Source organism: Methylosarcina fibrata AML-C10 (genome assembly GCF_000372865.1).
Taxonomy (GTDB): Bacteria; Pseudomonadota; Gammaproteobacteria; order Methylococcales; family Methylomonadaceae; genus Methylosarcina; species Methylosarcina fibrata.
The window spans coordinates 2,940,788-2,966,061 of record NZ_KB889965.1 but is presented as its reverse complement, the minus strand read 5'-3'; the positions used below and the strand labels follow the sequence as shown (position 1 = coordinate 2,966,061).

The window sequence follows — 25,274 nt, the reverse complement described above, 5'->3', positions numbered from 1 at the left end:
AGTCGAAGCCGCGGTTCAATTTGCCGGGCTTGCATATGTGTGAAAAATGTGTATAAATGACGCATCATGTTACTCTGGAGGAATTTTTATGTCTGTCCGTTTTAACGTCGTATTGTCCGACGATCTCAATCGCGAGCTGGACCAAGCCGCTCAGGAAAGCGAAACCAATAAAAGCGAAATTTTACGCAAAGCCATTACCCTGTACCTGGCAGCGAGAGAAGGCAAGCGGCGCGGCTTGAAAATCGGTCTGGTGGAGCCGGAAACCCAAAAGTTGGAAACCGAAATTATCGGCTTATGAGCCGTATAGATCTCAACAGGCCGCCGCCCAATCATACTTTTACCGTATCGATTGACCGGGAAGAAACCGATGCCGAGCGCAATGTGCGGTTGTTCAAAGAAGTCGCACTGTTTGTTGCCGCCTTGGGGTTCGTCGTCCTGATTGCGTATTTGTGTTATTCCACGGTGATTTCCGCTACTGCCGGCGCCGAAGAGAAAAAATGGGCCATGTCGGTTCTCTCCGCCGCCACCGGCGGCATCATCGGTTATCTGGTCCGGAAGTAAAACCCAAAAACCAATGGCGCATCCGGTTTTGGGACATATAAAAAATTCGGGGAGCGTAGGTGGACGACAGGAACCCCAACACGACAGCCGTTGCCTCCACGCGCGTCTTTGAATACCCGGGAGGCCGATGATGTTGGGGTTCGCGCGCTCCCCCGGCCTACGCGGCTACGCGCGGCCAATCTTCTTTTTTCCATGCAGAGGCGAGAAGTCCATAGCATCGACATGGCGATGCCCCAAACGACAGACAGCCGGATATTACAATAATAATCAGAACTCCAGGCGCAACGAACCCAACACGCTCAAAGGCTCGCCAGCCGGGATTCGGAGCCGTGTCCAGGTTTGTCCGGATTTGTAATATTCCTTGTCCAGGATATTGTTGACGTTGACCTGCGCGGTCAGACGGCTTTTGCCGATTTGCCACTTATACGCAGCCATCGCATCCCAACGGACGTAACCGGGCAATTGAAACGATTCGGCCGGATCGCCTTGCCTTTGCCCAACCACGTACGCGCCGCTGCCGAGGCTGAATTGCGGCGTCACGTTGTACTTCGCCCAAAAACTGGCCTGGTGCTCGGGTACGTTCGGCACGCGGCTGCCGGCCGGGCCTTCGCTGTTGCTATTGAGCAGACGGGCATCGGTAAACGCATAAGTCGCAATCAGATTCAATTGGTCGGTGACCTTGCCGGAGACGTCGACCTCGATGCCTTGACTGCGCGCTTTGCCCAGCGGCACGCTGAGACCGGTATTCGGATCGGCACCCAGGATATTGTCTTTGGTCAAATGATAAAACGCGAGATTGGCGGTCAAGGCTTGCCAGGCCAGCTTGATGCCGCCTTCGTATTGCGCGGCGGTTTGCGGTGCAAACGCTTGTCCAGTATTCGAAGTTCCATTGGAAGAGCCTAGAGACTCCGTATAGTTACCGTAGACCGACAACCACTGCCAAGGTTGATAAGTCACGCCCACGCGCGGGTTGAAGCGTCCGTTGTGAATCGTATTCAGCGGGCCGATGTCATTGAGCGACGTGGCTGAAAAACCCGATTGAACCGTTGCCCAATCGTAACGGCCGCCGCCTAGAATATGCAGTTTCTCCCACAGAGTGATTTGATCCTGAAAATAAACTCCTCCCCATTGCTCTTCATTACGAGTATTGGAATCCGGCGCCGCATTCCTGAATTTAGCGAAGTCCACGCAACCATAAGTCGGCGCATAAATATTGATCGGGCAGCCTACCGGAGCGTAGTTATTGGTGAATACCGAGACGTCTTGCTCGAAGTTATAATAATCGCCGCCGAACAGGACATTGTGTTTCGCGCCCCAAGTATCGAAATGACCGGTCAAATCCACATAGATCCCTTGAGAATAGCGATTGCTGGGGCCGAACCAGACGCCTCTTTCGAGGATGCGTTCGGGATTGCCCTGTGCATCCGGCAGCAGCCTGCCGATGCGATTGGATACGTCTTGCCAAAGGTATTCGGTCGAGTTGGCATTCACTCCGCCTTTGAGCATCCAGTCGTCATTGAATTTGTGCGATCCGGTAAATTCGACCAACCATGCGTCGTCCCTTTGATTGGCTCCCGGTTCACCCAAATTTCGGCTGATCGGAATCGGTGCCGGCCGATTCCCGACCGCCGGAAGACCATAGTCGCTCGCAGAGTTTTCATGCCGATATTCCATATTGACGTTGAACTGGGTGCTCGGAGAAGCCTTCCAGGTCAAGCTGGGGGCAACGAAAATGCGCTCGGTATTGATGAAATCGCGAAAAGATTCGTTATTCTGATAAGCCAGATTGAAACGGTACAGTAAGGAGTCGGTGCCCGGCACCGGCCCCGTCGCATCGAGCGTAGTGCGGTACAGATCGTAGGAGCCGATCTGTTGTTGTAAGGAATAATACGGCGTGTCCAGCGGTTTTTTAGTCACCAGATTGAGCATCCCGCCGGGTTGAATTCGTCCATATAGCATCGCCGCGGCGCCTTTCAGAACTTCGAGACGCTCCAGATTCACCGTTTCGCTCTGGGTATTTTGAATCCTGAAACCGTTCCGGTAAGTGCTGTTGCCGATGTCGAAACCACGTACGATAAAGCCGTCGTAATAGTTGCCGTCACTGTTTCCAGGCTGCACGCCGCTGACGTTCTTGGCGACGTCTTCCACCTTGATTGCTTGCTGGTCGTTGATCACAGCCCTCGGCACGACCTGAATGGAGAACGGCGTTTCCATGATCGGCGTATCGGTCTTCGTCGCGGTCGTGGCGTTGGGCCGGTTGTAGTCCGGGTTATAAGGATCGGTCGAATCATACTCCGCCACGCCCTTCACCGTCATCGCCGGCAGCGTCGCCGATTGCGGCTCGAAAGGTTCCTTGGCGGGATCCGCCGATTTTTCCAGCGTCACCGTATTGGCGTTGCTGATCCGGTATTGCAATCCCGAGGCCTTGAGCAACTGTTGCAAGGCCTGTGCCGGCGCGAATTGTCCGCTCAGTCCCGGGCTGTTTTTTCCGGCGACCAGTTCGGCAGGATAAAACAATTGCAGGCCGCTTTGTGCGCTGAACGCCTTGAGCGCTGAATCCAGAGTCTGCGGCGCGATTTGAAAATGCCGGCGGGTATTCGCGTCCGGCTCTTTCGCCGCCAGCCCGGTCGAACAGTACAGGACGATGTGCAGGGCGAGCAGGGTGCTTTTCAGGCATCGATGGTGTTTTTGCATGGGTCGGGTTTCCTCATCGGTGAACGGTTTGTGCCTCATGTCTCCCATGACGAAACAGCGATGAAGAAGTCGTAAAAATAGTGACGTCCGGTCGAAAACGCGCGTGCAGCCGTTGCCGGGAATGGCAGGCGTTTTTCGCGGTCTATGGAGTTTGGGCAATGCACGGCGCGGAAACGAAGAGAGGCGCCTTTCGATTTGCTATAATCGTCCCGTAAACGACGACACGAGATTGAACGCCATGAGTACTTCACAACCGACGCTGGACGATATTTGGCAGTTGTTTAAAGAATCCGACCGGAAGTTTCGGGAAATGGCCGAGGAAACGAAGCAGCAGTTCCGCGAAACCGACCGGAAGTTTCGGGAAATGGTCGAGGAAAGGAAGCAGGAATCCCTCGAAACCGACCGCAAACTTCGGGAAATCTCTCGCGAGACCGACCGCAAGATCCGGGAGGTCAGCGAAAGCATCGGCCGCTTGGGCAACAAGCTCGGCGATTTCGTCGAAGGGATGGTGCGCCCTGCCGCGGTGCGTTTGTTTCGGGAGCGCGGCATCGACGTGCACGAAGTGCATCAAAACGTCAATTCGCAACGCGGCGAGGAATTGGTCGAAATCGATTTGCTGGTAGTCAACGATGCCGACGTGGTTGCGGTCGAATGCAAAAGCACGTTGAGCGTCGACGACGTGAACGAGCACCTCGCGCGTCTGGCAAAGGCCAAGCGCCTGTTGCCCGCGTATGCCGACAAGCGGATCATGGGTGCGGTCGCGGCGATGGTATTGCCGGACGACGTGGCGCGCTATGCTTACCGACAGGGATTGTTCGTGATCGTGCAGACCGGTGACCATTTGACGGTGCGCAACGATGCGGTGTTTCGGCCCAAGGTATGGTGAGCGGTCGGCGCGTCAATACAGCGCCGACCAGTACCCGCCGGGATTGGCCAGCTTGAGGTCGAGCGAGTCGGCCATCACCGGCAGCAGCGAGTCCAATTGGTCGACGTCGAACACGCCGCTGACCGGACGTCGGCTTGCGGCCGGCGCCAACAGAAACAACCGTCCGCGCCGGTAGCGGTTGATTTCCGCCACCACCTCGCCGAGCGGTTTGGCGGTAAAGATCAGCCTGCCCCGGCGCCAGGCCAGGGCGCTGTCAAGATCGGCATGGCGGTCGGTTTGCGGAGGATCGTTTCCCTTGAGGAGCAGCCGATGGCCGCGCTTGAGTTCGTCGACGATCCGGCCGTTCCGGGTCACGCGCACGGCGCTGGCAAACACGGTGACGGCGAATTCGTCGGCCCAGCGGGAGACGCTGAACTCGGTGCCCAACGCCGTCACCGCGCGGTTTTCGGAAACGACGACGAAAGGCCGGGCCGGGTCGTGGGCGACGATGAACTCCGCCTCGCCGTGCAGCAGACGGATGCGCCGCGTCCCGGCATCGAACTCGACCGCCAGCGCGGTGCCGGTGTTCATGACGACGGTGCTGCCGTCGGCCAGAATCAGGTTTTTTTGTTCGCCGGCCGCCGTGACGTGATCGGCCAGCCAGTAATCCTCGAGCGCAGGATGCAGCGCATACAGCAGCACAGCCAGCACGAGGCTCGCTGCCACCGCCAGGCCGCGATGGCATGAGCGTTGCCGCTTCGGCGCCGCCCCCAGTCGAACCGCTTCGTTGAGCCCCTGCCAGTGCGCGCGCAGGGCGAAAAACGCGGCGCGGTGAGCGGGCGATGCCGCGATCCACCGGTTGAACTGCTCGCGCTCCCCGGCGCTGACTTCGCGTGAAGCCAGCCTGGCCACCCAGGCGGCCGCCGTGGCCTGAATGCGGTTATCGTGGGGAGGGTCGGTATTCATCAAGCAAGAGTCATTGTTCGTCCGCAGAACCAATGTGAAAGAATATTGCCGTCCGCCCGAGGAAGGGCTTCGGATGGTTTTTGGGAATGGCTGAAGTTTACTCGAACCGAATGCGATTGTCCCGCGAAAAGGCGAGGAACATCCCATGCCGGGCGGATGCTGTGCGGCAGGCTCAGTTGTCCAGCCCCTGCAATGTTTCCCGGCAGTACAGCAAAGCTTGGGCGATGGTTTTTTCGACCCAGCTTTTCGATTTGCCGAATTTTTGAGCAATTTCCCGATGGCTCAATCCTTCCAGTTGATAAAGCAGCAATACCTCGCCGGCCGGCGGCGGTAATTCCCGCAGCAATTGTTGATAAGCTGCCAGCAATTGAGCGTGATGGACCTGCTCGAAAACGGCGGCCTGGGTTTCGGCCACTTCCAGGGCGACGTCTTCCATCGGCTCGTCGGTCATGTGCTTTTGCCTGAGTTGTTGCCGGCGTTGCAGGTCTATCCACAGATTATTCGCCATCCTTTTCAGGTAGGCGCCGGGGTTGACGATTGCCGACAGGTCGCTGATCTCCATCAGGCGCAAATACACCTCCTGCAGAATGACTTCGGTCTGCTCCCGGGAACGGGTGCGGCTCAGCACGAATTTTTTCAGGGAGGCATGGTGCGTCATGTACAGTTGCTCGACCTGCACGGCTTCTTTGTCGGGATGGCGCGCGCCGTTTTCCTCGTAGCCGAGGCTCGACTCCTGAAAAGCCGTAAACAGCAGAGTGTGAGACATGGGATATCCTGTAGACAGCGACAGACAGGATTTTCAGCAAGGATCGCGCCATGCCGGGAATCGTCTTTCAAATCAAGGGTATGTCCATGGGAGAGGCCGGGCGCTGCGAACAGACTGTGTGATATGCCATAAAACGAAACCCGCCACTGCGGCATATCGCCTACCTCAACGACAAGACAGGGGACGCACGCGGATTCACTGCTTGGGCTTTGCCGCAAACGTCTCCCGGAACCAGCGATCCAACAGCGCTTTTTCGTAGCGCAAAGGGTCGTTGTTCAGGTAGCGGGCGGCATCCAGCCGCATCAGATAATTCAGGTCGGTCAGCGTTTCCTCGCGGTCGGCTTTGGACCGGCCGGCTTGGTCGCGCCAGAGGTAATGCAAAGTGAATCGCGGCGGGTAGATGTCGCGGATGATGCGGGTATTGATCAAGTTGGGCGAGCGCCAGGGCTCCATCGCGCCGGCCATGTCGACGTCCTGGATTGCAATCACCAGCGTATCGCTTTTCGGCAGATACTGTTCGCCGAGCTGTCTGAGGTGTTTTTCAAGCTGTTTCAAAAGACTCTCCTGAACGGCCGGCGTGGCGGCGCCGCTGAGACCCAGATCGGTGTAGCGTTCCACGGGTTCGAAGCGGATCGTGACTTCGGCGAAGGCCGGCGCGCCGTTCAGGAGAGCAAGCAGAAGCAGGGATCTGAAAGTTGATCCGGGCATGAGCCTCTCTCCGAAGACGTAGGGGAAACCCGACTGAGACAAAGCCGGCCCGCCGAAGGTTCCGGATATGGCGTATTTCCGGGCTAGCCGCTAAACGTCCGTTTTGATTGCCGGCATAACGCCGGCAATCAATAGACCGACCTTGAGGCTGGGATTCACGAGGTTCATCCCAGCCTACGGGCTTTCCTGCTTCCCCTCGTTCCCAAGCTCCTGCTTGGGAATGCCGCGTGGAAGCTCCAGCTTTCCGCTTCGCCAAGCTGGAGCTTGGCGAAACTGGTTCCCAACGTAGACGTTGGGAACCAGTAAACCAGTAAAACGCAGCGAACTCTAACAGAGCGCCGGCCCGAGAAACGTCGGGGCTCTCAGAGCCACCCCTATCTACGGTTCTGCTTCGGTCGATTTTCATTCGGAAAGGTTAAAACTCAAGCCTTACGGATCCCAGAAAGGTACGCGGAGTGCCAACGCCAATCATGCTCCACGAATTCGACCCGGGATAGTAAGTTTTGTCGAGCAAATTATTGGCATTGATTTGGAAAGTGACCGATTTGCCGTTGATTTTCGTGTTGTAGCTCGACATCAGATTAAGCGTGACATAACCGGGCAACTGGAAGTCGTTATTATTGTTGCCTTGGCTTTGGCTGGAGGCGATGATGCCGCCGCCCACTTTGAGTCCGCGCAGGCTTGCGTTCTGGAATTCGTAGGTATTCCACAAACTACCGTAATTACGCGGCGCGTTGAACAAACGGTTCCCGGTGTCGTCGCCAACGCCGCCGTTCCACCCCAAGTTGATATTAGCGTAGGACAGATGCGTATACGCGGCAACTGCTCGCCAGCCGGGTAAAATTTCTCCGGCCAGTTCCAACTCATGCCCTCGACTTTCCTGTTCGCCACTGGTTATCATCAACGGATAATGCTTGGGATCGGGAACCGGGAGGTTTTGCTTGGTTAGGTCGAAATAGGCGTAACTGGCCGTCAACCTACCACCGAAAAATTCGGTTTTTGCGCCCAATTCCCATTGCTCCGCGGTTTGCGGCGGCAACAGTTGTTGCCCCGGTGCACTCCACATATTGTTGGAGGCGCCAAAGTTTTGGCTATAACTGCCGTACACGGACAACCATTGCAGCGGTTTCCACAATAAGCCGCCGCGCGGGCTGACATGATCATCGTCTGTTGCTAAGCCATTCCTATTGTTTTGAGTGGTGGCATTGTCGTAGCGGACACCGACGTTGCCGTAGATGTTGAATGGGAACTTGATCTGATCCTGGAAATACAAGCCGTACCAATTCTGGGTAAAGTTCGCACCAGGGGTCACTACTGTCCGGTTTAAAAGTTAAATAAATCTAATTGGTTATCGAAATCCGAGCTGCTGGATTTGTGTTGTGAATTCACAAGTGCCTGTTGTAATGAGATTTTTTCAAACAGAGTGACTGATAAAATCTGTAACAAAGTGTACAGGGAAGCCTCCAAATTGAGTCGTTTCTTGATAATGGCAACCAGCACATAGACCGAAACGGCAATCCAGATTTGGGTTTTTACGGCGTTCTCGGAGGTTCCATAGAATTGTTTGATGCGAAGATGCTGCTTGATCCATTTGAAAAACAGTTCAACTTGCCACCTGCTTTTATAGAGCAGGCAGATCGTCAGTGCCGGTAACTCGAAGTGGTTGCTCAGAAAGATCAAACGCTTGCCGTTGTCGAGGTCGTTAAAACGGATACGGCGCAAATGATCGGGATAGTCTTTCTGGGTGTAGAAGCCGTCCAGCGCGATGGTCTGGTCGCACACCAAGCCGGTTTCTCGGTCCACCGGATGGGAGTAGACGCGGTGCGCAGCCAGGTTGGTTTTGGCACGGGTCACAAAGAAACCGCCCGCACGGTGCAGCGCATGGAGTCTGGCAAAATCGATATAACCCCGGTCCATCACATAGATGGCGCCGGCTTCGGGCAACAACAGATCGAGCGCATGGACATCATGCAGCTTGCCGTCAGAGATATGGATGAAACTCGGAATGTTGCCCCGAAGGTCAAGCAAAGTGTGCATTTTGACCGCCGACTTGGTGGATCGGAACAAGGCCCAAGGAAACACCGACAGGCACAAGTCGATCGTGGTCGAGTCCAACGCATAGACCGTGTTCGTCAGTTCCAATCCCAAGTCTTCCTGGGCGTAGAGTGTTCGCGCATGAGCAATCAACCGCTGAGCAAATTCCGCGTAGATCCGCCAATCGCGTGTTTCGTTGGCGTCGGCCAGAGTCGAGCGCCGCACGGGTTCCCGGAACCCCAGGTGGTAGAGCTTGTGGGCTTGCGCCGACAAACTGGCTTCGATGTCGCGCAGGCTTTCCCGGTAGGTCAGTTGCGCAAAGGCCATCACTCGGTAATGTTCGGCGCACGAAAAGGTTCGTACCCGACGGTTGCCGTCGTAACGGTCGACGATGCGCGTGAATGTGGTCCATGGCAAAAAGTCCATGAGTTGGGCAAACAAAGTCTTGCCAGTATTCATTGCCGCCTCCCGGGCAAAAGCCGGAAGGTTGCACCAAATCTTCGTTCAAATCGACACCACTTTTTATTGCGCTGGAGATCTTGAAAATCATGGCTTATAGCGATTTCAGACCGTTCTTAACCGGACAGTAATGACCAGGGGTGTAAACGAAGTCTGGCCTTGAGGTGAGATAAGTGGGGTTGAAGATATTGAAACCTGCCCCACCCCGGAAGTCGTCACAACAAGAGCCTTCTCCCTGATCGTCGATCACAAAATAGTCAAAGCCCCACAACGTGCTGTGTTCCAGCATGGCGGTATTGAACTTGCCGGTCAAATTCAGAGTTGTGTAGTAATTCTGTTCATGCACGATGCCGTTGTTGAAACCACGGTAGTCATTGCCGACATTGTTCAGGTTGCCCGCCGGATCCGGAAATCCGAAGAAGATGAAATCGGACTCCAAATCGGTAAATTCGGCACCGAAGCGATGGCTGATTTTCCAATTGTCGTTGAATTCATGCCACCAGTTGAAACCGACATAAGTTCTGTCGCCGCGGTTTTTGTTGGCTTTAGGCTCATGGATCGCCCGATTGATCGGAATCGGCGCCGGGCGGTTGCCAAACGATGGTATGCCCGAATCATTTTTGTCGTCGAAATGCTCGTAGGTAACATCCAGATTGGCTTGCGTCCGGTCGGAGATGTTCCAGGTCAGGCTCGGTGCAAAAAATACGTCATCGTTACTGACGAAATCACGGAATGAACCGGCGTTTTCATAAGACAGATTAGCTCGGTACAACAGCGTGTGGTCGGATGTGACAGCACCGGTCGAATCAACCAAAGTCCGGTAAAATCCGTACGAACCGAACTGTTGTTGGATTGAATTATAAGAAGTTGCTAACGGCCGCTTGGTCACTAAGTTGATCACGCCGCCGGGCTCGTTGCGTCCGAACAGGATAGAGCCAGGCCCTTTCAGCACTTCAATCTGCTCCAAATTGGCGGTTTGCCGTCTCGCTGAACCGCCGCCTAAAATTGACGGCAACAAAAAACCGTCACGATACAGGTTGGTGTTCTGGAATCCACGCATCATGAATACGTCGCTGGTGCCGCCGTTGGTCCAACTGGTCTGCACCCCGGCCACCGTGTTGACCGCGTCTTCAACGCGGACGACCTGTTTGTCCTTGAATACTTGTTGCGGCACGACAGAAACCGAATAAGGCGTTTCCATGATCGGAGTGTCGAGCTTGGTAGCAGTGAATGCGTTAGTGCGATTGTAGTTCGGGTTATACGGATCGGTCGAATTGTAGTCCGCGCTGCCCGTTACCGTCACGGCTCCCAGTGTCGATTCTCCCAATGCCGATGAGGAGTGCGGTGTCCTTTCCAGCGTCACGCTGCCGCTGCCGGTTTCTCTGGGCATCAGGCCACTGCCAGACAGCAGCTTACGCAGCGCTTGCTCCGTACTATAGCGGCCGTGCAAGCCGGAACTGTTCAGCCCCCGCACCAGATCGGCATTGAACAGCACCTTCTTGCCGGTGGTTTCGGAAAATTGCAGCAGCGCGCTGGAGAGCGAGCCTTTAGCAATCGCGAAGTCAAAAGTGGTCTGGCTGGCGCTGTCGTCCGACGCAGCCACGGCGGCTTGCGGGGGCAACATCAGCAATGGTCCGATGCAGAGGGCGGAGACGGTCAGGGCCAAGGCACGCGCCTTGGCCGGGGCGCCGTTTTTAGGCGGGATGATGCCGTGGCGAAGAGGGGAGGGTTTATGGGTCATTGGTGCTCCAAGGGTTGTTTTCATGTCGGTCGGTGCGCCGTTTGCAGAGGGTAAAACGGCGGCTTGGAGTTAATGACGAAACAGCTGGGGTGGAGTATCCATTCCAGGAGGCAAATTTTTTGGGCTATCCGGATTTAACTGTGTTTGCCCACAATGAAATTTGGGGTTGGCTACCGCGATCGTCTATTGCAAGTGCATCAAATTTGATGCAAAATTACACCAACTTTGATGCCAAGAGGTGCGTATGAGAACCACTGTGACGATTGATGACGCCCTGTATGAGAGGGCGCTGGAAGTTGCCGACCCGAGCATGGATAAGGCCGACCTGTTCCGCGAAGCTGTCAAGACCTTTGTGCGGGTTCAGTCCGCCAAGCGGCTTGCTGCCCTGGGCGCAACGGCGCCGGAGATGCAGGAAATACCTCGCCGACGTAAGGATTCGGGGCGATGAGGGGCGTTCTGGTCGATACCTCGGTGTGGGTCGATCACTTCCGGTATGGCAATGAGGCGCTGGTCGATCTGCTGGTGCTTGACCTTGTGATGGCGCATCCTCTGGTCTTGGGCGAGATTGCGTGTGGAACACCGCCCAATCGGGTTCAAACGTTGGCCGATCTCGATGGATTGCAACAGGCCCGGCAGGCCAGCGTGCGTGAGGCGATGGCGTTCATCGAGCGCGAACGCCTGTTCGGCTTGGGCTGCGGTCTGGTGGACATGCTTCTGCTGACGTCCACCCTGATGATGCCGGGGGTCGAGCTATGGACGCTGGACCAACGGCTGTGTGCCCTGGCTGAGCGATTTGGCGTGATGCACAGGCTTGACCTGCACTGACTGGCCGCATTGGCTGGAAATTTTCCGTCCATCCTTCGACAAGGCTCTCCTGAGTTTAACGGATGCCTTTATACGCAAATGCCGTCATACCCGCCGGGATACCCAAAGGGCACAAGAGCGGGTATCCAGGGCCACGGATGGCAAGCCCGATACGTCCCTGTAGTCTGGATTCCGGCAATCCCTGCCGGAATGAGTGCGTCCGTGAGGACGCTTTGTTAGCAAGGTGAAAGTCCTTGTTGTGGGAAGTCACATCCTGCATAGTGGAAGGTAACTGCGTCGCCGCGAGGCGGGGTGGAGAGCAACCGGAGGCGAAAGAACAGCCCGTAGGCTGACGAACCCGATTCGGCGGCATGTGGCGGCGAGCTTGCTCATTCATGGCGAAGCCCGGAAACAGTCGAACGCGCTGAAGTGACGTCAAAGCGGCGTTTGGGCGCATGGTGTGGTTGGGGGCGGGATGTTCGGAAAGCAAAGCGGAGTAAGCGGAGAGACCTGATCTTCACGGCGAAGTGGGTCAGGAGTCAGAGCCCGCGTAGTACCGAAGCGGAGGAAAAAAAAACCGCGAGAGAATCGGCTAGCAAAACCGGTTCGAGGGAAGGCCGGGCAGGAAGATGAATGCGTCAAAGACAGAGAGAGGCAAATGACAGTATCGACAGTGCCCCAAGGGGCTAAACAAGATGCAGACAACCGTGGCGGCCAGCCAAGGGTAGAAGCTTCTATCTGGACGGAACGCATGGTGTCGGCGCTGGTCAACGGCGTCGAAGGTGGCAAATGGTACAGCCTGATGGACAAGGTCTATGCACCGAAAACGTTGACGTTGGCGTGGTCTAAAGTTCAGGCCAACAAAGGCGCGGCCGGTGTCGATGGCCAAAGCGTTGAACGGTTCGCGGCAGGAGCGGACAGGTATCTGGCCGAACTCAGCCAAGATTTGCGCGAAGGATGCTATCGCCCGCAAGCAGTGAAACGGGTCGACATTCCCAAAGTCCGAGGACAAACCCGGCCCCTGGGCATCCCGACCGTCAAGGACCGAATCGTGCAAACGGCGGTTAAACTCGTCATCGAACCGATCTTCGAGAGGAAATTCCTGGCGACCAGCTATGGATTCCGTCCCGGACGCGGTTGCAAGGACGCCTTGCGCGAAGTGGACCGACTACTCAAGGCAGGTTACACCCATGTGGTGGACGCCGACCTGAAAGGCTATTTCGACAGCATCCCGCACGAGCGCCTGATGGAGCGGGTCGAAACCGTCATCAGCGACGGTCGATTGCTGGCGTTGCTGCGAAGCTGGCTGGAGCAGGACATCCTGCGGGGAGCGGAACGGTGGACGCCGACGGGCGGCACCCCGCAAGGCGCGGTGATCAGTCCGTTGTTGGCCAACTTGTATTTGCACCCGCTGGATGAACGGATGATGGCACATGGCTACCGGATGGTTCGCTATGCGGACGACTTTGTGATCTTGTGCGCAAGCCAAGCTGAAGCAGAGGCGGCGCTCACGGAAGTGCGACAATGGGTTGACACCAATGCGCTGCAACTGCATCCCGATAAAACCCATGTGGGCGACAGTCGGCAGGCGGGTCAAGGCTTCGACTTTCTCGGCTACCGATTTGAAGCCGGGAAACGCTGGGTCCGCAAGAAAAGCCTGATGCGCATGAAAGACGGCATCCGGGCGAAGACGAAGCGAACGCGGGGCGAAAGTTTGTCTCGCGTCATCGCCGACCTGAACCCGATGCTGCGGGGTTGGTATGGCTACTTCCAACATGCCCATCCGAGTGTCTTTCGCAAATTGGATGGTTTTCTGCGGCGACGACTGCGGGCGCTATTGCGCAAACAGGAGAAACGACCAGGTCGGGGACGATGCCTAGCCGACCATCAACGTTGGACCAATGCTTTCTTCGCGGAGGTCGGGCTGTTCGCCTTATATCCAGCCTGGCAAACCGAGAGACACTCCCGACGAGGAAAACATCAACTGGAGAGCCGTGTGCGGGAAAACCGCACGCACGGTTTGGAGGGAGGGAAGGCTTGATCGCTTTCCCTACCCCTATCGGACTTGTGTATAACGGTATGAGTTTAACGAAGGGCTCGGGATGAACGGAAAATTTAATCGGGAAGTTATTTATGACCCTATCCTTACTTGGCCGACAGCAGCGCCAATCCGCCCGGCAATTTCCTGACCTTAACAGGTAGACTTTGTTCGATGCTGGCCAGTGCCACGTCGGTGTCGGCGATGCCGAAGACGCCGGTGATCGGCAGCTTTTCGATCGCGGCGTCGATGATCAGGATTTTGCCGGGCCGGTAGCGGTCCAGTTCGGCGACGACTTCGGCCAACGATCGGTCCTGAAACACCAGGCGCCGGCGATGCCAGGCGCCGGCGTGCTGCAGGTCGATGCGGGCGGTGGGATTGATTCGGTCGCGTCTGAATTGCAGATGCTGGCCTTGAGCCAGTTTTTCCTTGACCTCGCCGTCGCACGTAGTGATTTTGACCGCGTGTTCGAACACGGTAACCTCGGTCGTTCCGCCGGTTTCTTTCACGTCGAAGGCAGTGCCGAGCGCCTCTACCCGGCCGGCTTCGGTCGCTACGACGAACGGCCGGGCCGGATCGGGCGCGACGGTGAAAAAAGCCTCGCCGCCGTGCAGGGTGATCAGCCGTTGCTGCGGCGAATAATCGACCGACATCGCGCTGGCGGTGTTCAGGAGCAGAGTCGAACCGTCTTCCAGGGCGATCGTTCGCAGTTCTCCTGTGGTGGCACGGTAATCGGCCAGATAGCCGTCGAATTTCGGGTAAACCGCACCGGCCAGAAGCAGCACCGAGGCGGCCAGGGCCAAGCCGGCTTGCCGGAATCGCGGCTTGGAACGAAGCCGCGGAGTTTTCTCGGGCGACGCCGCGCTGTCGAGATACAGATCGCTCAAGGTCAGGCTGTCAAGACCGGTCCAGAAGTCGTTGACTGAGCGCCAGGCGGCGGCGTTTTCCGGGCTTTGCTTCAGCCAGTTCTCGAAAGCGAGCCGCTGGGCTTCACTGAGCCGGTCCGAGCTCAGTTGCGCCTGCCATTCCATGGCTTGCCGGTCGGCGGCATCCTGTTCGGGTCGGGATAGGGTCATGAGCGGATTATAGCGCAATGATCGGGTGGCCGATAACGTCCCGAAACCCAATCGTTTGCAGAAGCGGCCGATGCGCGGACCCTTGCTTGCGGCGGCCGTGATTGAAAAGGCATGAAAGCGCGGCATAATCCGGCATCGACGGCTGCATCAGCGGCCTTCCGCTTCCAGTTCCTGCATGCGTCGCCGGCAATGTTCCATGGCTTTGACGATGTGTTTCAGCACGGTGTTTTCGGCAATGCCCAGCTCGTTCATGATTTGAGAGTAGGAGTAATGTCTGAATTTGTGCAGAATGAATACCTCCCGGCAGCGCGGCGGCAGTTCGGCAATGGCGATCCGCAAATGGGCCATCCGCTGATCGCCGTATACCTGGCGTTCCGGGCCCGGTGCGGCATCGGCGTGATCCCGCAAGGCGTCTTCATCGGCATAACGGGCCTGTTCGCGTCGCTCCTTGCGCTGGTGGTCGATGGCCAGATTGCCGACGACTTTGTATAAAAACGCTTTGGGGTTGTCGATTCGGCTGGCGGATTCGAATTGGGTCAGCCGAAAGAACGCATCCTGGATAATATCCTCAGCGACTTCCGGGCAATTGACGCGACTGATCAAAAAACCGGTCAGTTCGATACGGTATTTTTCCAGTAGCAAAGTGGTAAAGTCGGGCGTGAATTTGAACATGAATGGATGCATGGCCGGATGGGGGCGCCAGATTGAACAGCAACACTCATGCCGAAACCGACCAATCATCGAGAAAGTTTCGAATTGACTTCTCCGGCGGAATCGAGAAAACAGCCCGACCGGCTTTCCGGGAACGAGTTTTGCGGGATTTCACACAGCCGAACAGGGCATATCACACAAATTTGCCCGGGCAGGCGGCTTGTCCGAACTTTCGGCAATAAAAATTGCCCCGGTACATCCGGATTTCGTAAACCGATTCTTTACCCATATTTTTTTTATGGAGTATAATACCCTGAACCTTAGTTTCGAATCGATATAATAACCAAATCGGCCCAGGGGTGTCTCATGAAATACAAAATGCTTGATCTGCTGAGTGTCTTGCTATTCAGCTTAATAGGGTTCAGTTCTATGGGAGTTGCCGGTACGGAACCTCCTGATTTCGAACAGCTCAAGAAGAGTTATTACGATGCGCACCCGGGCAAGGGATCGCATGCCGCCTATTGGGAACCGATTCCCATCCAGAAATACTGGAATCCCAAGGATTTCTACAAGCCGCCCAAAACCATTCAGGGCGAATTCGGCCGCAACGACTGCGTCACCTGCCATGAAGCGTCCAGTCCGGGCGCCTTCCATGCCTGGAAAAACAGCGTCCACAGCGACCTGACCGCGATCCGGAATCTGCCGGACACCGACGTGCGCGCCTACAAGAAGCAAAAACTTGCCGAAGTGGAAAGCAATCTGGTGAAACAGGGCTTGCTGCCGAAGGACCAACAACTCGATCAGGTCGGTTGTATCGATTGCCATGGCGGCGTCGGCAAGGAAAAAATCAATCACGCCGAAAACCTGGTCATGCCCGACCGCGCCGCTTGCGGTACCTGCCATGTGAACGAATTCGCCGAAGCCGAGTCCGAAAAAGACCAGGAATGGCCGCAGAAGCAATGGGGCAAGGGCCATCCGTCCCATGCGGTCGACTGGGAGGCGAACGTCGAAAACACCATCTGGGCGGCCATGCCGCAGCGGGAAGTGGCGCAAGGCTGCGACATGTGCCATTACCAGCAGAACAAATGCGACGGCTGTCATACCCGCCATACCTTCTCCGTCGCCGAGGCCCGGCAGCCTGAAGCCTGCTCGACCTGCCACAACGGCGTGGACCATAACGAGTACGAGAATTTCCTGTTGTCCAAGCACGGCACGCAGTACCTGACTCAGGGCAAAGCCAAATGGAATTTCGAGGTGCCGTTGAAAGACGCCATCGCCAAAGGCGGTTACACTGCGCCGACCTGTCAGGTCTGCCACTTCGAATACAAAGGCGAGTTTTCCCATAACTTAGTCCGTAAAGTGCGCTGGGCCTTCAATCCGACGCCGGCGATTGCCGACAATCTGAGCCATCCGTGGTTCGAGGATCGCAAGCAGGCTTGGGTCGAGACGTGCAGCCTGTGTCATTCGGCCGAATTCGCCAAGACTTATCTCGATACCGCCGACAAAGGCACCATTCAGGGTCTGGCGGTCGAACAGGAAGCCAAAAAAGTCGTCAGCAAACTGTACGACGACGGCCTATTGGTCGGCCAGAAAACCAACCGGCCCAATCCGCCCGCGCCCGAGAAGGACGCTGCTGCCGGCTTCTTCCAGTTGTTCTGGGCGAAAGGCAACAATCCCACCAGCGTGGAGCGCATCCATGCCGACATGTGGGAACATGACCTGATCAAACACTATAAAGGTATTTTCCATGCCAACCCCGGCGGCTTTACTTACACCGAAGGCTGGTCCGAGCTGATGCGGGACTATACCAACATCATGGACGAGGACACCCGCCTGCGCGAAGCGGCCGCCAGGAAGCCAGCGCCCGCGTCCGCGCCTGCCGCTGCGGCGAAGAGCGGCGACGGTGGAGATAACGGTCTGGTCGTCAGCGGCCTGTTGCTGATCGTGTTCGGTCTGGGCGTGGCCTATCTGGTTCTGAGGCCCGGCCGCAACCAGAAAACCGGCGGCAACGAATAGGGCGAAGAGTAAACTTGATGAGTCCTAAAGTAAGAAAAGGATTTCTGTTGCTGACGAGTATCGCGCTTCTGGCCGGCGGGAGTGCGATACTGTATCGCCAGTTGGCCGCCCCCGCCGCCTCCGGCGCGGCGGGCAGCCCTTCCGGCGCGGAGCTTGACGTTCGCCGTACGCAGGAATCGCAAACCGATGCGCCTGGGCGTTTTACCGCCCAGGCCGTGGAACGCTACGTCTTCAGTCAGGAAGGCCGGGAGCTGTTCAGCCTGCTCGTGGCTCGCTATCAGGACCCAGTGGGAGCGCCTCAGGCCGCCGTTCTGTTTCCGAAGGACGCGCAGGCGATCGCGTCCAGCCCGACCGGCCTGCGGCACGATATCTGGAAAGAGGCCGCCGACGTCATCGTCCGCAAGGCTCCGGAAGATGCGCTGTTTTTGAGCTGGTGGGACAGCGGCCAGCGCATTCACTATTTGAGCGGCAGGGAAACGTGGCTGCACAAACCTTCTCTGAAAACTTTTTCCAATCCGGTCTGGAAGGCCGTGCAGGAGAGTCTGCCTCCCGCATCCAGGGAGGAAGCCGGCCGCCTCGAGCAGATGGCGCGCTGGTTGACGATGGACAGCGAGCAGGCCCTGGCCGAAATGGCCGCGCATTTCGGCGATGCCCGGCCCGTCTATCTTCTGGTCGACAGCGATCTGTTGCTGCATCTTGGCGAAATGGCCGCCTACGGCGGCGCTTCGTTGCCGCTCAATTCAAAGAATATCCCGGCGGGCAACGACTTGCATGCCGATATTGCCCAGGTCAAACGCTGGGCGAACGAGACGGGCGACGGCAATTATCTGGCCCAAAAAGAAGGCGCTTATTACCGGGTTTGGTCCACGGCCGACGAGAAAACCAAAAATACGCTTCTGATGCGGCTGTTGCCTTTCGTGGATTCGCTCAAGAAGCTGCCGGACGGCGTCAGCCTGGTTTACCAGAGCCATTGGGGCGGCTTTTTGTCCATTTACCAGATCGATGGCAAACGCAGGAGCCAAGACTGAGTTCCTCGAGCGGGCCGGCTTTGTCCTGCAACACTCTGGAAATAGTGCTGCGCAGTACGGCTCCTGCGGCGCTTATTCCGTTCTTCTCATTCATCCTTCGTTGCAAGGTTTGTGAAAGGTTCGTTCGCTAAGATGGGCCTTGACCAGTCAGGTTCTTTTGCCGGGGATGAACTTTACATGCCTCATGTAATTTCTTCCGGGAAGGTTAAAGTCCCGGCTTTGCCTTGACTGGAGCCGATTTGCCAATAGTTTGCTCGAGGTTCGGTTAGCCTTTCAAACCGGCCTGTCGGGCTCATGGAATGAACCGATGGGACAACAAAGGGCAAAGTGTTATACTGTATTGTAATATCGATTCGAAACTTATTGAGGGCGGCAAAAGTTCCATCTGAAATGGAAACCCGCTCGAAACACCTAGTCAGCAGGAGTTGTAACTGATGTCCACTTCATTCTATTCAGGCAAAAGCCGAATGCTTTTAGCGCAAGCGTTGTTAATGGTCGGCGTCTCGATGCTCACCGGATGCGCGGGCAGCGAGAAACGCCTGGAACCGGCGGCAGGTTTTGGCGAGGCCGAAGCAGTCCGGGCCGATCCTTATGAAGGCTTCAACCGCTCCATGTATTCGTTCAACATGAAGGTGGATCAATATTTTTTTAAACCGGTCGCGGACGGTTATAAATTCATTACCCCGGATTTCGTGGAAACCGGTGTGAGTAATTTTTTCAATAACCTGAAAGGCATCAATGTGGTGTTGAACGACATTCTTCAAGGAAAGCTCCGGCAGAGCGCTTCGGATACCGGCCGCTTTCTGGCCAACACGACGCTCGGCGTCGCCGGCTTGTTCGACGTGGCGAGCCATTTTGGCCTGCAAGGCAACGTCGAAGATTTCGGGCAAACCCTGGCGGTTTGGGGCGTCGGCGAGGGGCCTTATCTGGTGCTGCCTTTCCTGGGACCGACCACGATCCGTGACGGCGGCGGAGGCATCGTGGACAGAGCCGCCAATCCAGGCACTTACGTGCCGTTTACCGGCATTCTCGAAGGAATCAACGAGCGCGCGAATGCACAAGGGGCGTTGAACTTCATCGACGAGGCGGCGCTGGACCCGTATGTGTTTACCCGTGAATCCTTTCTCCAATACCGCCGTCATTTGATCAGCGACGGCGAACACGACGGCAGATACGATCCGGATCTCGAAGCGGCTCTCGAAGATGCGGCCGATTCCGGTTCGGAGGCTTCGGAAGCGAGGAATCCGGCGGCAGCGGAAGGCAAATCGGGAGCGGCGGCGCCGTCGTCCGATCGGCCGGACGATCAAGTCGTCGGGCGGCATGCGGCTTTCGACAAGCTGGTGCAATCTTTTGAGGAGACCTCGCTCAAAATCGATCGGTTGAGTCAAAAAAGTTCCGGGATGAGACTCGGGCGCTTCGAGTAATTTTGCGCAATGCGAAAAATACCTCTCAGAAAGGCGCCGTCGTTAGCGGAATTGTCGCATCCAACCGGCATAAAGTTACCAGAAGGGCTTTTTCCCTTTTTTCAGCCAGCTTCTAAAACCAGGCCTTTAGAAATTGACATGATTAAAGAAAATCTCGATTTGATCATTGTGGCGCTCGTTACGCTGTCCATCGTCCTGTACGATGTGGTGATCGATTTGTTCCTGAGCGCTCTGCATCTGACTTTTGAAGCATTGCACATGCTGTTTGAATGGTTCGAGCTGGGCATAGAGCATACCGTGGAGCATCTGTTTCATACGACCCGCCACGGCAGCCAGACCGTCACTTTTTATATCCTGCTGCTGATTGCGGGATTGATAATCTACTGGCTATGGCGGACTCTTCCCCGCCTGTGCCGACATGGCGTCGATTTCGCGCGGCAAGCCTGGCACCGGCGCAAAGCCGAATGCCTGCGCTACTGGCTGTCGCTGTCCTTAATCCACAAACTCAAATTGTTTTCGACGGCGGCCGCCATCATGTATCTCGGTTCTCTTTTAGCCACGTAAGAGTCATTTGTTCTTGGCGGTTGTCCGGATCCTGGCCAAGCCGTCTGTCTGTAGGAATGCGCGTGACCTGGCAAAGGCATTCGCCCTATCCTTGATGCCGTTAAGAAAGTTCAAAGCCCTTTCTCGTAGGAGCGGCTTGAGCCGCGATCAAGGCCCTTCCCGTAAAGACTCGAATCCGGGCCGCCGTTACGGCCAAGCTCTGACGGCAGGCTCAAGGCCGTACATTCGAATAAAAAAGGCTGCTAAAATTCCACTTTAACCGATCCTAAAACGTCCGCGGAGCAGCGGGCCACGTCCAGTCAATGAACGATGCGAAGCCGTTGCCGGAGGCGACGCATTCCTTGTCCGGCAGATTTTCCATGTTGAATTGCAGGGCCGGGTTGGAAGGGCCGGCCTTTCCGCGTTTCCGATCCGAAGCCTTACGGAAAAAATGAGCCGTTTTTTGCGGCATATCCCACAGCAACTGAGCCATATGCCGCACTTGTCCGGCCGGAAACGGTCCGAAAGGGCCGGATTTGGCCGCTTGAAGTCGATGGCATTCAACTTGCTTCAACCATTCGCACCTCGGCTGTTTTTTCATTGTGCGGATATTTTTTGCCATCTCGAATGACTCTGGACCTTAGTGCTTTATACCGGCTGTATCGCAAAGAACTGATCAATTACGTAGCGCGCACCGTCTGTTGCCGTGAAATCGCGCAGGAATTGGTGCAGGAAAGCTATCTGATCCTGACGCGTACGGCTGCCGAACAAGCGATCGAGCAGCCGCGCGGGTTTCTCTATCGGACGGCCGGCAATCTGGCGCTGGACCATCTGCGCCATAACAAGGTCGTGGCCCGTCACGCCGAACTGGAAAGCGGCAACGACGAACCCGAAGCCTCTTCCTTGTCCATCGAGCAGGCTGTTTCCAGGGAACAATGGCAGGCTCTCCTGCGTCAGGCGATCGACGAACTGCCGCCGCGTTGCCGCGACGCCTTCATTCTGCACAAGGTGCAGGGGCTCAGCTACCGGGAAACGGCCGCCAGGCTGAGCATATCCGAGAGCGCCGTCGAAAAGCACATCATCAAGGGGCTCCAGCATTGCCGCACACGTCTCGGCAAGCATTTTCTCCCGGTCGATTCCGACGGCTGAGAATTTTTCCGAGCGGTCCGTCTATTCGATGAAAAGTCCGGCAACAAATTCGACGGTATTTTGATGCAGCGGCCGACTTTTCCCTCTCGGTTGCCGACGCACCGGCTTATAATGGATTCATGAAACAGCATTCCTTTGATACCCCAGACTCCCCCGCGGCCATCGACGAGCAGGCCATCGCCTGGTTTGCCCGCCTGCGCTCGGACAATGTGACCGACCGGGAGCGTGTCCTGTTCCGGGCCTGGCTGCTGGAAAGTCCGGCCCATGCCGAAGCCTACCGGCAGATCGACCGGTTCTGGGCAGAGCCCGAATTACAGCGGGTACTCGGCGACTTCCCGCTCAGCAGCCGCGGCCGACGGCCATTTAACGTTCGCCCCCGATTTATCCTGGCTTTGGCGGCCTCGCTGGCGATCGGCGTGCTCGTCTGCCGCCCGGTTGTTCTCGATTGTCTTCAGGCGGACTATTGCACCGACGTCGGCGAGGTCCGCAGCGTGCAACTGGCGGACGGCAGCCTGGCGACGCTGAATTCGGCCTCGGCCCTGACCGCGGACTTCCGGGGAGCCACCCGCCGGGTGCGCCTGGTGCGTGGAGAAGCCTATTTCGAAGTGCGGCGCTATCCGGACCGTCCGTTTCAGGTCGAGGGCAACTACAGCGTGACCCGCGTGGTCGGCACCCGCTTCAGCGTCCGGGAAGAGGCGGAGAGCGACACCGTCACCGTCGTCAGCGGCCTGGTCGAAGTCGGGCAGGGGGAAAGAAAATCGCCTTTATTGAAAGCGAACGAACGGATCAGCGTGACGGCCGCGCATATCGGCGAGGTCGAGCCGGTCGCGGGCAATGCCGCCGCCTGGGTCAAGGGCAAGCTGCTGTTCGACAATGCGCCGCTCGAAGAAGTGTTAGCCGAGATCGGCCGCTATCGGCGCGGCGCCGTGGTAATCCGCAACGAGCGGCTTAAAGGCCTGAGGGTGAGCGGTCGTTTCGATCTGAACGATACCGACCGGGCGCTGCAATCATTGGCGGAAACGCTGCCGATTCGGCTCTACCGGCTGACGCCCTGGCTGGTCGTGATCGGCTAGGCCAGATTGTGGGCGTCGCTCCCACAAAGTCTTGATAATTGGCCCTGTCACGGCACTGCCTTTCGGGGTGCCGAGGTCATCCCTCACCGAAGCCGGTAAAAAATTCATCAGCAGACACTGAGGGAAAAATTCTCCCGCCCGTTTACATTGCGACCCCCGGACATTTCCGGGCACGTTTTGTTCGCAATGGAGAATTTAATGGCACACATCCTGTTCCGCCCGCATCCCCGGTTGCTATCGGCGCCCCTGGCCTTGGTCGCCATCACTACCTCGCCCGTGATGATCGCCGAAGAACGCGCTCTCGTCTTCGACATTCCACCGCAAGCGCTCGGCACGGCTTTGAATGCCTTTGCCGACGCGGCGAACGTGCAGTTGAGCTATCCCGGCGAACTCGCCGCCGGCCTCAAGTCGCCCGGCGTTTCCGGGCGCTACACGCCCGAACAGGCCCTGCAAAGACTATTGGCCGGCACCCCGATCAGCGCCCGGAAGACGCCGAACGGCACGGTCACGCTGGAGAAAGCGCAATCGACCACGGCGCCGCGTTCGGGCGCCGAGACGATGCCGGCGGTTACCGTGACCGGCACATCCGAATATGACACGACCGATCCTTATAACCGGGATTACAGCTTGCCGAACGCCACCACCGCGACCAAGACCGACACGCCGATCATGGAAACGCCTTATTCGATTCAGGTCGTTCCCAAACAGGTGTTAAAAGATCAACAAATCGTGCGCGTGAACGACGCCTTGGATAACGTGTCCGGCGTTTATCGCGGCCAGAGTTCCGGCGGAATTTTCGAGCAATTCATTTTGCGCGGTTTCGGCATGGACGGCGGCATTGTGGCCTACCGTGACGGCTATCCTTTCGGCAATCAATTCATAAGTTCGGGGAGAGAGACGGCGAATTTGGAGCGCATCGAAGTCCTTAAGGGACCAGCCTCAATTTTGTATGGACAGAGTGAGCCCGGGGGCATCATCAACTATGTTACGAAAAAACCGCTCTCGAACCCTTATTATTCGTTACAGCAGCAATTCGGTTCGTTCGATTTTTACCGGACCACGGCGGATGCGACCGGCCCTTTGACCAAGGACGGCAGCTTGTTGTACCGGCTCAACTTTGCCTATGAAGACGTCGGTACTTTCAAGAATACCGGCAATCGAGGCGATAGGGTTTTCGTCGCCCCCGTATTGCAATGGAATATCAGTGATCGCACCCAGGTGAATCTGGAGTTGGAGCACCGGCAAGGCGACATTCAATTCGACCCTGGCACCGTAGCGATTAATGGTCAGGTTGGCAAAATTCCAGGAGATCGCTTCCTGGGCCATCCGATCATGACCTCTTTCGAGGACACCCTGGTCGGACTCAATTGGTCGCACGCGTTTAACGATCGATGGACGTTCCGTCATCGCTTCAATGCGTATTTAAAGAGTTCCAATGAATTTTCCCCGACGGGCAATGCCTTGGCGAGTAATGGCGACTTGACGCTCACAGCGGCATTTATTCCAAATGATAGGGAGATTTACTTCAACTCGGTGGATTTGACCGGAAAATTCAGCACCTTTGGATTGGACCATACTTTGCTGTTGGGCGGAGATTACTATAGGAATTCGGCTAATTTCGACATCGGTGGGGGATCGGCGACGCTCAATATTTTCAATCCCGTCTATTTGAACGAAGACCAATTGCGCGCTAGTATCAGCAACCCATTTTCCTTCACCGTTTCGAATCATAATGACTGGTTCGGCCTTTTCCTGCAGGATCAAATCAAACTGCCGTATCACTTCCATATGCTCGCCGGGTTTCGCTACGACAGCATGGAATCAAACAGTGCGTTTAACGGGAGCCCAACCGAGGTTCCGCGACAGGATAGATTGACACCGAGAGGCGGCTTGGTATGGCAACCCATTCCGGAGCTTTCGGTTTATGGCAGCTACAGTGAAAACGTGCAGGCGGTATCGGGCACAGCCGTCGGCGGAGTGCCATTGGAACCTGAAAGCGCACAGCAATGGGAAGCCGGGCTGAAAACGGAGCTGTTTAACCAAAAGTTCATAGCCAGCCTGGCCTGGTTTGATCTTACCAAACAAAACATCGCCGCAGCCGATCCGGCAAATCCAGGGTTTAACATTCCGATTGGCGAAGCGCATAGCAAAGGTCTGGAAATCGATTTGAAGGGTGAAGTTTTACCCGGATTGAGTCTTATCGGGGCTTATGCCTTTACGCCCGAGGCCAATGTGACTAAAGCGAATGACTCTTCTTATCCCCCCATTGGCCGGCTAAGAAACGTGCCGGTACATGGAGGGAGCCTATGGGCCAATTACGAATTTCAGGAAGGCGACTTGAGAGGGTTGAAATTCGGTTCCGGGGTGGTTATTCGAAGCGAATCGGAAGCCGATGTCGACAACACGGTGCAACTGCCCGGTTATGCGACGGTTAATCTAATGGGCGGCTACGGCTGGAAAGTCGGGCATTCCAAAGTGAGCTTGCAATTGAATGTCAACAATTTGCTGGATAAAGACTACTTTCCTTCGGCCTTCAGCAAATACCGCATCGAGGTGGGGCAGCCGAGAACCTTCTTGGGCTCGGTCAAGATTGAATTTTAACAACTCGGCCCTCGGCAGGTCGGGGTTTGTAACCCCGATCTAACGTTTCAAACCCGCTTTGCCGCTTCGATAAAACT

General features: G+C 56.5%; 22 protein-coding genes. 13 read left to right on the top strand and 9 right to left on the bottom strand.

From position 1 onward, the window contains the following. Window positions 1-88 precede the first annotated feature (88 nt). Window positions 89-298: a ribbon-helix-helix protein, CopG family gene (locus tag A3OW_RS0113945; protein ID WP_020564061.1), complete on the top strand. Its 210-nt coding sequence runs from the start codon at window positions 89-91 to the stop codon at window positions 296-298. Then, window positions 295-561, top strand: coding sequence for a hypothetical protein (locus tag A3OW_RS0113940; protein WP_020564060.1), 267 nt, complete (start codon window positions 295-297; stop codon window positions 559-561). Before A3OW_RS0113945 ends, A3OW_RS0113940 begins: the two co-directional genes overlap by 4 nt. Before the next feature lie 267 nt (window positions 562-828). On the opposite strand, the gene A3OW_RS0113935 is transcribed toward A3OW_RS0113940, so the two are convergent. Next, window positions 829-3,255 carry a TonB-dependent siderophore receptor gene (locus A3OW_RS0113935; protein ID WP_020564059.1) on the bottom strand — a complete coding sequence of 809 codons (2,427 nt, stop codon included), beginning with the start codon at window positions 3,253-3,255 and terminating at the stop codon, window positions 829-831. Between the two features lie 238 nt (window positions 3,256-3,493). Between A3OW_RS0113935 and A3OW_RS0113930 the strand changes: the two genes are divergently transcribed. After that, entirely contained in the window at window positions 3,494-4,141 is a 648-nt protein-coding gene (locus A3OW_RS0113930; protein ID WP_026223606.1) for a hypothetical protein, read from the top strand. Between the two features lie 12 nt (window positions 4,142-4,153). Here the strand turns inward: A3OW_RS0113930 and A3OW_RS25035 are convergent, their stop codons facing one another. The 6 genes from A3OW_RS25035 to A3OW_RS25030 form a co-directional block, all read right to left on the bottom strand. Further along, complete coding sequence (locus A3OW_RS25035; protein WP_083918211.1) at window positions 4,154-5,233, bottom strand: FecR family protein; 1,080 nt, start codon at window positions 5,231-5,233, stop codon at window positions 4,154-4,156. A gap of 25 nt (window positions 5,234-5,258) precedes the next feature. Continuing rightward, on the bottom strand, window positions 5,259-5,852 hold the full coding sequence (locus A3OW_RS0113920; RefSeq protein WP_020564056.1) for an RNA polymerase sigma factor: 594 nt from the start codon (window positions 5,850-5,852) through the stop codon (window positions 5,259-5,261). Between the two features lie 195 nt (window positions 5,853-6,047). After that, window positions 6,048-6,560 carry a DUF3016 domain-containing protein gene (locus A3OW_RS0113915; protein ID WP_020564055.1) on the bottom strand — a complete coding sequence of 171 codons (513 nt, stop codon included), beginning with the start codon at window positions 6,558-6,560 and terminating at the stop codon, window positions 6,048-6,050. Window positions 6,561-6,975: 415 nt separating this feature from the next. After that, on the bottom strand, window positions 6,976-7,872 hold the full coding sequence (locus tag A3OW_RS0113910) for a TonB-dependent siderophore receptor (RefSeq protein ID WP_083918210.1): 897 nt from the start codon (window positions 7,870-7,872) through the stop codon (window positions 6,976-6,978). An 11-nt stretch (window positions 7,873-7,883) separates the two neighbouring features. Beyond that, complete coding sequence (locus A3OW_RS0113905; RefSeq protein WP_020564053.1) at window positions 7,884-9,053, bottom strand: IS4 family transposase; 1,170 nt, start codon at window positions 9,051-9,053, stop codon at window positions 7,884-7,886. Between the two features lie 94 nt (window positions 9,054-9,147). After that, complete coding sequence (locus A3OW_RS25030; protein WP_020564052.1) at window positions 9,148-10,794, bottom strand: TonB-dependent siderophore receptor; 1,647 nt, start codon at window positions 10,792-10,794, stop codon at window positions 9,148-9,150. A 244-nt stretch (window positions 10,795-11,038) separates the two neighbouring features. On the opposite strand from A3OW_RS25030, the gene A3OW_RS0113895 reads away from it, so the two are divergent. The 3 genes from A3OW_RS0113895 to ltrA all read left to right on the top strand — a co-directional run bounded on the left by A3OW_RS0113895 (window position 11,039) and on the right by ltrA (window position 13,639). Beyond that, entirely contained in the window at window positions 11,039-11,242 is a 204-nt protein-coding gene (locus A3OW_RS0113895; protein ID WP_020564051.1) for a type II toxin-antitoxin system VapB family antitoxin, read from the top strand. A gap of 74 nt (window positions 11,243-11,316) precedes the next feature. Beyond that, entirely contained in the window at window positions 11,317-11,619 is a 303-nt protein-coding gene (locus A3OW_RS0113890; protein WP_198291320.1) for a VapC toxin family PIN domain ribonuclease, read from the top strand. 637 nt (window positions 11,620-12,256) lie between these two features. Further along, a complete protein-coding gene (gene ltrA, locus A3OW_RS0113885; protein ID WP_198291319.1) occupies window positions 12,257-13,639 on the top strand; it encodes a group II intron reverse transcriptase/maturase in 1,383 nt (460 codons plus the stop codon). Window positions 13,640-13,743: 104 nt separating this feature from the next. Here ltrA and A3OW_RS0113880 read toward each other — a convergent pair whose 3' ends face one another. Both A3OW_RS0113880 and A3OW_RS0113875 read right to left on the bottom strand, forming a co-directional pair. Next, a complete protein-coding gene (locus A3OW_RS0113880; protein WP_033412593.1) occupies window positions 13,744-14,712 on the bottom strand; it encodes a FecR family protein in 969 nt (322 codons plus the stop codon). A 147-nt stretch (window positions 14,713-14,859) separates the two neighbouring features. Then, on the bottom strand, window positions 14,860-15,384 hold the full coding sequence (locus A3OW_RS0113875; RefSeq protein WP_020564047.1) for an RNA polymerase sigma factor: 525 nt from the start codon (window positions 15,382-15,384) through the stop codon (window positions 14,860-14,862). A 345-nt stretch (window positions 15,385-15,729) separates the two neighbouring features. On the opposite strand from A3OW_RS0113875, the gene A3OW_RS0113865 reads away from it, so the two are divergent. The 7 genes from A3OW_RS0113865 (at window position 15,730) to A3OW_RS0113830 (ending at window position 25,197) form a co-directional block, all read left to right on the top strand. After that, on the top strand, window positions 15,730-17,379 hold the full coding sequence (locus A3OW_RS0113865; protein WP_026223604.1) for a multiheme c-type cytochrome: 1,650 nt from the start codon (window positions 15,730-15,732) through the stop codon (window positions 17,377-17,379). Window positions 17,380-17,396: 17 nt separating this feature from the next. Continuing rightward, window positions 17,397-18,407 carry a hydroxylamine oxidation protein HaoB gene (haoB, locus tag A3OW_RS0113860; RefSeq protein WP_020564044.1) on the top strand — a complete coding sequence of 337 codons (1,011 nt, stop codon included), beginning with the start codon at window positions 17,397-17,399 and terminating at the stop codon, window positions 18,405-18,407. Between the two features lie 434 nt (window positions 18,408-18,841). Further along, window positions 18,842-19,831 (top strand): MlaA family lipoprotein, encoded by a 990-nt coding sequence (locus tag A3OW_RS0113855; protein ID WP_033411747.1) that lies wholly within the window; start codon window positions 18,842-18,844, stop codon window positions 19,829-19,831. Between the two features lie 138 nt (window positions 19,832-19,969). Further along, a complete protein-coding gene (locus A3OW_RS0113850; protein ID WP_020564042.1) occupies window positions 19,970-20,395 on the top strand; it encodes a hypothetical protein in 426 nt (141 codons plus the stop codon). A 594-nt stretch (window positions 20,396-20,989) separates the two neighbouring features. Then, window positions 20,990-21,523, top strand: a complete 534-nt coding sequence (locus A3OW_RS0113840; RefSeq protein ID WP_232422387.1) for an RNA polymerase sigma factor — start codon at window positions 20,990-20,992, stop codon at window positions 21,521-21,523. Between the two features lie 119 nt (window positions 21,524-21,642). Continuing rightward, window positions 21,643-22,596: a FecR family protein gene (locus A3OW_RS0113835; RefSeq protein WP_020564039.1), complete on the top strand. Its 954-nt coding sequence runs from the start codon at window positions 21,643-21,645 to the stop codon at window positions 22,594-22,596. Between the two features lie 198 nt (window positions 22,597-22,794). Next, window positions 22,795-25,197: a TonB-dependent siderophore receptor gene (locus tag A3OW_RS0113830; protein ID WP_157385896.1), complete on the top strand. Its 2,403-nt coding sequence runs from the start codon at window positions 22,795-22,797 to the stop codon at window positions 25,195-25,197. The last annotated feature ends 77 nt before the right edge of the window (window positions 25,198-25,274 follow it).

What these genes read in the sequence shown, in the direction of transcription:
- A3OW_RS0113905 (WP_020564053.1), bottom strand. Translation starts at nt 9,053, where the DNA reads ATGAATACTGGCAAGACTTTGTTTGCCCAACTCATGGACTTTTTGCCA.
- A3OW_RS0113865 (WP_026223604.1), top strand. Translation starts at nt 15,730, where the DNA reads ATGAAATACAAAATGCTTGATCTGCTGAGTGTCTTGCTATTCAGCTTA.
- A3OW_RS0113945 (WP_020564061.1), top strand. Translation starts at nt 89, where the DNA reads ATGTCTGTCCGTTTTAACGTCGTATTGTCCGACGATCTCAATCGCGAG.
- A3OW_RS0113935 (WP_020564059.1), bottom strand. Translation starts at nt 3,255, where the DNA reads ATGCAAAAACACCATCGATGCCTGAAAAGCACCCTGCTCGCCCTGCAC.
- A3OW_RS0113875 (WP_020564047.1), bottom strand. Translation starts at nt 15,384, where the DNA reads ATGTTCAAATTCACGCCCGACTTTACCACTTTGCTACTGGAAAAATAC.
- A3OW_RS0113850 (WP_020564042.1), top strand. Translation starts at nt 19,970, where the DNA reads ATGATTAAAGAAAATCTCGATTTGATCATTGTGGCGCTCGTTACGCTG.
- ltrA (WP_198291319.1), top strand. Translation starts at nt 12,257, where the DNA reads ATGACAGTATCGACAGTGCCCCAAGGGGCTAAACAAGATGCAGACAAC.
- A3OW_RS25030 (WP_020564052.1), bottom strand. Translation starts at nt 10,794, where the DNA reads ATGACCCATAAACCCTCCCCTCTTCGCCACGGCATCATCCCGCCTAAA.
- A3OW_RS0113915 (WP_020564055.1), bottom strand. Translation starts at nt 6,560, where the DNA reads ATGCCCGGATCAACTTTCAGATCCCTGCTTCTGCTTGCTCTCCTGAAC.
- A3OW_RS0113930 (WP_026223606.1), top strand. Translation starts at nt 3,494, where the DNA reads ATGAGTACTTCACAACCGACGCTGGACGATATTTGGCAGTTGTTTAAA.
- A3OW_RS25035 (WP_083918211.1), bottom strand. Translation starts at nt 5,233, where the DNA reads ATGGGATGTTCCTCGCCTTTTCGCGGGACAATCGCATTCGGTTCGAGT.
- A3OW_RS0113835 (WP_020564039.1), top strand. Translation starts at nt 21,643, where the DNA reads ATGAAACAGCATTCCTTTGATACCCCAGACTCCCCCGCGGCCATCGAC.
- A3OW_RS0113920 (WP_020564056.1), bottom strand. Translation starts at nt 5,852, where the DNA reads ATGTCTCACACTCTGCTGTTTACGGCTTTTCAGGAGTCGAGCCTCGGC.
- haoB (WP_020564044.1), top strand. Translation starts at nt 17,397, where the DNA reads ATGAGTCCTAAAGTAAGAAAAGGATTTCTGTTGCTGACGAGTATCGCG.
- A3OW_RS0113855 (WP_033411747.1), top strand. Translation starts at nt 18,842, where the DNA reads ATGTCCACTTCATTCTATTCAGGCAAAAGCCGAATGCTTTTAGCGCAA.
- A3OW_RS0113895 (WP_020564051.1), top strand. Translation starts at nt 11,039, where the DNA reads ATGAGAACCACTGTGACGATTGATGACGCCCTGTATGAGAGGGCGCTG.
- A3OW_RS0113940 (WP_020564060.1), top strand. Translation starts at nt 295, where the DNA reads ATGAGCCGTATAGATCTCAACAGGCCGCCGCCCAATCATACTTTTACC.
- A3OW_RS0113830 (WP_157385896.1), top strand. Translation starts at nt 22,795, where the DNA reads ATGGCACACATCCTGTTCCGCCCGCATCCCCGGTTGCTATCGGCGCCC.
- A3OW_RS0113880 (WP_033412593.1), bottom strand. Translation starts at nt 14,712, where the DNA reads ATGACCCTATCCCGACCCGAACAGGATGCCGCCGACCGGCAAGCCATG.